Source organism: Burkholderia sp. LMG 13014 (assembly GCF_905232215.1).
Classification (GTDB): domain Bacteria; phylum Pseudomonadota; class Gammaproteobacteria; order Burkholderiales; family Burkholderiaceae; genus Burkholderia.
This window is the reverse complement of record NZ_CAJNKE010001063.1, coordinates 1-1,010: the sequence shown is the minus strand read 5'-3', so window position 1 is coordinate 1,010 and position 1,010 is coordinate 1. Positions and strand designations below refer to the sequence as shown.

Genomic DNA, 1,010 nt, shown 5'->3' with positions numbered 1-1,010 from the left:
ACGACACCGCGCACCCAATGCGGCTTCTTCAGCGCGGCCATCAGCGACAGGTAGCCGCCGAGCGAATGGCCGACGAGCCAGACGGGACGCTCGTAGCGGCTGCCGATATCGTCGAGCAGTTGCTCGACGAGATGCGGCCAGTCGCGCGTCACCGGGTAGCGGCGGTCGTGGCCGATACGTTCGATGTAGCGCAGCTCGTAGTCGTCGGCCAGTTCGGCGAAGATCGTCCGGTACGTCGACGCCGGGAAGCCGTTCGCGTGCGAGAAATGGAGGATGTCCTTCAAACGCCGATGTCTCCTTTGTCGACGAGAGTTAGTGCTTTAGCACTTACTCTCGTCCCATGCTTCGCGGTCGACCAGAGTTAGTGCTTTAGCACTTGCTCTCGTCCCATGCTTCGCGGTCGACCAGAGTTAGTGCTTTAGCGCTTGCTCCGGTCCCATGCTTCGCGGTCGACCGGAGTTAGCGCTTTGGCGCTTACCCCCGTCCCATGCTTCGCGGTCGACCGGAGTCTGCTCCGGTCCCCTGCTTCGTGTTCTGCCGGGCCCATGCTTCGGCACGATGCGCAGGTCCCGGGCCTTCTTTCCTGATACGCCGGCCCGCGCCGCGATCACCGATCCATCCAGTACCGTCGCCGAACGTCGCGATGACGCTCGAACGCAAACCCGCCGTCGGCCGGCGCGACGTCGAACCGCACGGCGCCATCGCGATCGGTGCGCGGCAGCGGAATCCCGCGCGCCTCGTAACGGGCGAGAACCGTCCGGTGCGGATGTCCGAAACGATTGCGATAGCCTACAGGAAATACCGCGACGCGCGGCCCGACCGAATCGAGGAAAGGCTCGACCGACGACGTGCGGCTGCCGTGGTGCGGAACGACCAGGATCTGCGCGGCCAGCGCGTCGCGCGCGGTGTCCACGAGCCGGCGTTCGCCGGGCGCTTCGACGTCGCCCGTCAACAGCGCCGACGTATCGCCCGCGTCGATGCGCAGCACGCACGACTGCCCGTTCGACGAG

2 protein-coding genes are annotated in these 1,010 nt (G+C 65.9%); both read right to left on the bottom strand.

Annotated features, from left to right (window positions below; all coding sequences use genetic code 11):
- Positions 1 to 284: alpha/beta fold hydrolase (locus JYJ84_RS37400; protein WP_205190367.1), on the bottom strand; the 284-nt coding region annotated here is incomplete at its 3' end.
- 323 nt (positions 285 to 607) lie between these two features.
- A partial coding sequence (locus JYJ84_RS37395; protein WP_374102168.1) for a ComEC/Rec2 family competence protein occupies positions 608 to 1,010 on the bottom strand: 403 nt, incomplete at its 5' end.